This is a genomic window from Candidatus Aminicenantes bacterium, assembly GCA_011049425.1.
Classification (GTDB): domain Bacteria; phylum Acidobacteriota; class Aminicenantia; order UBA2199; family UBA2199; genus UBA876.
In genome coordinates, this window is record DSBM01000043.1 from 1 (window position 1) to 4927 (window position 4927).

Here is a 4927-nt window from a genome sequence, read left to right on the forward strand (position 1 = left end):
AACAGTCCGGGGATCACCAGGAGTAAGGGCCAAAGGTCCCAGGGTTCAAATCCCAGGTTCCCGCCGAAGCGGTGCAATAACATCAACACGCCCACCAGGATCAGGCAGATGGCCAGAATCATGCGGGAGTCGATCAAAAAACGACGGGGTGTACTCATGAATTCACCTCCCACAACGCGATAGGCGTCGCGTTGATGACATCGTATCTATCCTCAATACGAGACAAACCCTGAAATAGATCCCAAACGCAGTCTAAATTTCAGATACCCAGGCCGAACCACTGATAAAGACGCAGGGCCAGCCAGCCGGCGATGGGGGGAAAAACCACCACGGCCGCCAGGCGCAACAGGGTAAACCGCCATCCCAGTATGGCGAATTCCATGGGCAGCCGGGCCACGGCCCAAAGCGACCAGGAGGTCAGGAACGCCACCATGGTTCCCGGCGAAGCCCCGGCCTTCAGCAGGCCAGCCACAACCGGAAGACTCACATAGGGACCTCCCGGGGTAATCGCCCCGGCCAGGGTTCCGATCGTGATCCCCCGCAGGCCGGACTCCATTCCCACCCAACGAGAAACCAGGTCCGGAGGCAACAACACTTGGATCATGCCCGCAATCACGAAAGCAAAAATAACCATGGGCAAAATTTCCAGGGTCATGTTGCCGGCATGGCGCAATCCCTTTAGGTGAGAGCCATCCCCGCGTGCAACCGCTACTCCCGTCAGTATCAGAGCGATCCCGGCCATAATCAAGGTTGCAATCAGCATTTCACGACCCTTTTTCCTTCTCCCGACAGCCATGCCCGCCTAATCCCCGCGCCCATGACTCTTATTCCCGGAACGCCCGACAAACAAAAGCACGCCTTCCAGCAAAACAATAAGAGCGATGGCAATCAACACAGTTGTGATATTTTCAAATATATTAAGCCAGAACAACAACAACAGCAGCAACAAAGAAACTCCCAGCCGAACCAATGTCCGGCGCACCTGGTCCCTGGTTATATCCAGACCCTTCACGGCCAATTGACTATCTCGCAGGTCTTTCTCCAACAGCGACTCCAACTCTATTAAACCATCGTTTCCCGTATTTTTTTCCACATTGCCCATGTTTGATTTATCCTCCGCCAGAGGTGACATTCTCATTATAGCGGGAACGATCAACAGAGACAATGCGCTTTTACATCTTGCGCGGGAACCAGTACGATTGCGCTTGCGTATAGTGATTGGTAACGGAGGCACCCGATGTCAAAAAAACAGGATGACAGCAAGACCCGTCATGAAGAGTTCAAAGTCACCGGTGGTGAGATCATCGACCGCATCAAGGAACTGATCCACCAGGGCAATATCCGCCGCATCATCATAAAAAATGAAAACGGCGCCACCCTGATTGAAATCCCCCTCACCCTGGGATTGGTCGGGGCGGCCCTGCTGCCCGTGCTGGCGGCCGTCGGCGCCATCGGCGCGTTGGTGGCACGCATGACCATCGTGATCGAGAAGATCGTCGAGTGAATCTCTCTCACCCCGTTGGTGCCCATGTGTCCGCGGCCGGCGGTGTCAGCAACGCTCCCGAAAATGCGGCAGCCATCAAGGCCGAGGCTTTCGCCCTGTTTACCCGCAACCAGCGGCGCCGGCAATCTCCACCATTGACCGAAAAAGAAATCACTGCGTTCAATAGAGCCTGTTCACATTACGGATTCCCGCCGCACTTGATCCTTCCGCATGACAGTTACCTGATCAACCTGGCCAACCCGGAGCCTTCGGGATTGAAAAAATCCCGGGAGGCCTTTATCGATGAAATGCGACGCTGCCACGCCCTGGAGCTGGTCGCCCTCAATTTCCATCCGGGAAGCCACAAGGGCGAAAGCAGCGACAAGGAGGGCCTGAGGCTGATCGCTGAATCCATCAACCTGGCGTTGGCCGAAGTGCCCGGGGTGACGGCAGTGATCGAGAACACCGCCGGCCAGGGACACTCCCTGGGGCACCGCTTCGAACACCTGGCCGCTATTATAGAGCAGGTGACGGACTGTTCCCGGGTGGCTGTCTGCCTGGATACCTGCCACCTGTTCACAGCCGGCTATGATCTGCGCACAGAGACAACATACCAGGACACAATGGACGAATTTGACGCCATCGTGGGTTTTGAACACTTGCGTGGCATGCACCTCAACGACGTACGCAGTCCCCTGGGCAGCCGGGTGGACCGCCACGCCTCCCTGGGCGACGGCCACCTGGGCTGGGAGCCGTTCCGCATGATCATGCGGGACCCCCGTACAGCCGGAGTCCCCCTGATCCTGGAAACCCCCGATCCGGAACGCTGGCCCGAAGAGATCCGTATTCTCAAAGGATTCCGTGCGGATGCTTGAATTCCCACGTGACCGGGATGTCAATCATCTGATGTTTTGTGCCGCGAAATAACAGTTGATCAGTTTGTCCAGCACCACTCTCACCTAATCCGCGCGCCGGTTCTGGTAATCCAGGTAATACGCGTGTTCCCATACATCCACGGTCAGCAGCGGCACCCATCCGTGGGCGATGGGCGTATCGGCATTGGCGGTCTTGATGATCTGCAATTCCCCGAAGTTCAGGACCAGCCAGGCCCAACCGCTGCCGAACTGGGTCGTGCCGGCCGCCTTGAAAGCCTCGACAAACCCCGCATACCCGCCCAATTCGCCGTCAATCTTATCTGCAATAGGTCCGGCCGGTTTCCCGCCGCCGCCCGGTTTGATACTCCGCCAGAAAAACGCGTGGTTCCAGGCCTGGGCGGCATCCTCCTGTAACTACAATCCGGCGGTCTCCATCCAGAACAGCAAGAGAAAGATGACGACAGCCGCCGGGATGACCACGACCCAATCGTTGACCTTCAACAGCCCCGGCAAGGTCAGGTCTCCGAAATCACCCTTGCGCAGGATTCCCTGACTGAGTCGCGCATAACGCGCGGCGAAAATTACCGGCACCGATCACAATCCCCGCCAGGCCTCGGCCAGGGTATCCAGGTAACCGTTGCCGACCGCGCCGGCAATGGTGCCGGGACAACAACCCAGAACGGCGAAACCCACGCCGAAAATCAAGCCACCGATCACGCTCTTGCCGATTGAGCCCGCTTTGGGATAGAGTTTGACCCATCCTTGGGATTTCATCGCGTAAATGCCGATCATCCCGGTCAGGACGGCTGAAAGCATGATTTTCAACACGGTGAAATCGGTCAGCAGCAATTGTCCGAGAATCACGTCGTATTCCGTGGCCCCGCCTTTGTGGAGCAAAAAGCCGAACACAATGCCGAATGCCAAAACCCAGATCAGGCTGGACATTTCCCGGGAAGGTCTTAATTTCGCATTTTTTTGGGGCATCTGCTCATCTCCTAAGCGATGACGTTAAACAAAACATGGGCCGCGGATCAAGTCCGGCGATAGCGGCGATATTGGCAATCAATGGCACCCACATTGGTCATGAAAAGCGAAACCAGCGTGGCCAGAACAGCCACAACCAGAAGCACCACCATCAGGGGCGCATCACGTCCACAACCGGCAAAATGCCGGTAACGACAAGTATGATCAAAAAAGTGGTCATAAACGGGCTCTTCCGGCCAGATGGTAAAATCCAGACACCGTTTTGTCAATCTAAAAGTGGTCAAAAGGCCGGTTGTTTTTGTATATTCAAGAACCGGCGAACACCATGAATGATTTGGCAAGCAAAGAAAAAAATAAAAAAAAGCGCCCTTTTTGTTGACACAAATGTATTTGCATGTATAATAACTTTGTCAGGCAAAGTACAAAAAAAAGGAGAATTTGATGAATTCACAAAAAGCGTATGAGGATGTGCAATTAATCAAGGAGATGCTGTCCAAAACCAAGAGCCGGATCCGGAGCAGCGGAAAGTATTTCATCCTCTGGGGATATGTTGTGATGGCCGGGATCCTGGGTACCTACCTGCTCGGTCGCTGGGAGCGGTTCGAATGGATTTGGGCGGTGTGGTGTGGTGTGATGCTGACCGGTTCGATTGTAACCGTCGTTTTCGCCCGGGGCGAAAAAGGACGCTCCCGGGTAGTCACACTGTTTGACCGCATCGGTGCTATCCTGGGAATGGGTTTTGGTATCTCTTTTTTCCTGGCGGCATTTGCTTTCCCCCTGCTGGGCATTTATGATTTTCCCGCAATCGGGCCGGTAACCGGAATGCTGGCGGGAACATTTCTCTTTATTCTGGCCTGTGTGTACGAATGGAAGACCCTTTTCGCGGCGGCGCTCGTCTGGTGGCTGTTTTCAGTCGGGGTCGCCTTTCTCCCCTATCAGGGGCGAGCCCTGGCCATGATTATTCCGCTCATTCTGGGATACATCATCCCCGGTTACATTCTGCAACGCCATGAAAACAAGGAAAATGAGGATGAATAATAAGGCTGTTGAGCTGGACCCCGTGGTTCACGCTCCGATACGCCTGGGGGTACTCTCCATTCTGATGGTGGTGGACGAGGCGGATTTTACTTACTTGAAGGATCGGACGGGAGCTACAGAGGGAAATCTCAGCACTCATCTATCCCGTCTCGAAGAAGCCGGGCTGATCCAAATCACAAAAACGTTTTTCAAGAAAAGACCCCGAACAGTCTGCCGGATCACCCCCGTAGGAGAGAAACGTTTCAAGAATTACCTCAACCGGTTGGAAGAAATCCTATCTCCAGAAACAAAGCAGACAACAGGCCGGCAGGATTAACCTGCCGGCTTTCCTGCCCGGTCGTCCTGATGTGAGCCGGCACCCTTGTTCTTCCCGGCACTTCTAATTAAAAAACCATCCCATCCCACTCAGTCCGTTTGAGTGCCTTTTATTTAAGTTTTGACTGAATGAGTTTTCCCAGGCGCTCCACCCCGATTCGTATTCCGTCAGGTGGAACCGCGCTGAAACTCATTCTCATGGCATTGCTTCCCCTGCCGTTTCCTTCCGTAA

Annotated in this window: 8 protein-coding genes and 1 pseudogene; 4 read left to right on the forward strand and 5 right to left on the reverse strand. The window is 54.7% G+C overall.

What is annotated here, in order from left to right; all coding sequences use genetic code 11:
* Positions 1 to 259 precede the first annotated feature (259 nt).
* Positions 260 to 763 carry a permease gene (locus ENN40_03045; protein ID HDP94318.1) on the reverse strand — a complete coding sequence of 168 codons (504 nt, stop codon included), beginning with the start codon at positions 761 to 763 and terminating at the stop codon, positions 260 to 262.
* Between the two features lie 39 nt (positions 764 to 802).
* Positions 803 to 1102 (reverse strand): hypothetical protein, encoded by a 300-nt coding sequence (locus tag ENN40_03050; protein ID HDP94319.1) that lies wholly within the window; start codon positions 1100 to 1102, stop codon positions 803 to 805.
* 135 nt (positions 1103 to 1237) lie between these two features.
* Here ENN40_03050 and ENN40_03055 point away from each other — a divergent pair, with 135 nt between their 5' ends.
* Both ENN40_03055 and ENN40_03060 read left to right on the forward strand, forming a co-directional pair.
* Complete coding sequence (locus tag ENN40_03055) at positions 1238 to 1504, forward strand: DUF4342 domain-containing protein (protein HDP94320.1); 267 nt, start codon at positions 1238 to 1240, stop codon at positions 1502 to 1504.
* Entirely contained in the window at positions 1501 to 2358 is an 858-nt protein-coding gene (locus ENN40_03060; GenBank protein HDP94321.1) for a deoxyribonuclease IV, read from the forward strand. Before ENN40_03055 ends, ENN40_03060 begins: the two co-directional genes overlap by 4 nt.
* Before the next feature lie 84 nt (positions 2359 to 2442).
* On the opposite strand, the gene ENN40_03065 is transcribed toward ENN40_03060, so the two are convergent.
* The 3 genes and pseudogenes from ENN40_03065 to ENN40_03075 all read right to left on the reverse strand — a co-directional run bounded on the left by ENN40_03065 (position 2443) and on the right by ENN40_03075 (position 3611).
* Positions 2443 to 2721: a hypothetical protein gene (locus ENN40_03065; GenBank protein HDP94322.1), complete on the reverse strand. Its 279-nt coding sequence runs from the start codon at positions 2719 to 2721 to the stop codon at positions 2443 to 2445.
* Between the two features lie 51 nt (positions 2722 to 2772).
* Positions 2773 to 3303 (reverse strand): annotated as a pseudogene (locus ENN40_03070) (YeeE/YedE family protein).
* 86 nt (positions 3304 to 3389) lie between these two features.
* A complete protein-coding gene (locus tag ENN40_03075) occupies positions 3390 to 3611 on the reverse strand; it encodes a hypothetical protein (protein ID HDP94323.1) in 222 nt (73 codons plus the stop codon).
* 172 nt (positions 3612 to 3783) lie between these two features.
* Here ENN40_03075 and ENN40_03080 point away from each other — a divergent pair, with 172 nt between their 5' ends.
* Together ENN40_03080 and ENN40_03085 are read left to right on the forward strand one after the other, a co-directional pair.
* Positions 3784 to 4380, forward strand: coding sequence for a hypothetical protein (locus ENN40_03080; GenBank protein ID HDP94324.1), 597 nt, complete (start codon positions 3784 to 3786; stop codon positions 4378 to 4380).
* Positions 4373 to 4696 carry a transcriptional regulator gene (locus ENN40_03085; protein HDP94325.1) on the forward strand — a complete coding sequence of 108 codons (324 nt, stop codon included), beginning with the start codon at positions 4373 to 4375 and terminating at the stop codon, positions 4694 to 4696. Before ENN40_03080 ends, ENN40_03085 begins: the two co-directional genes overlap by 8 nt.
* Positions 4697 to 4927: the final 231 nt, after the last annotated feature.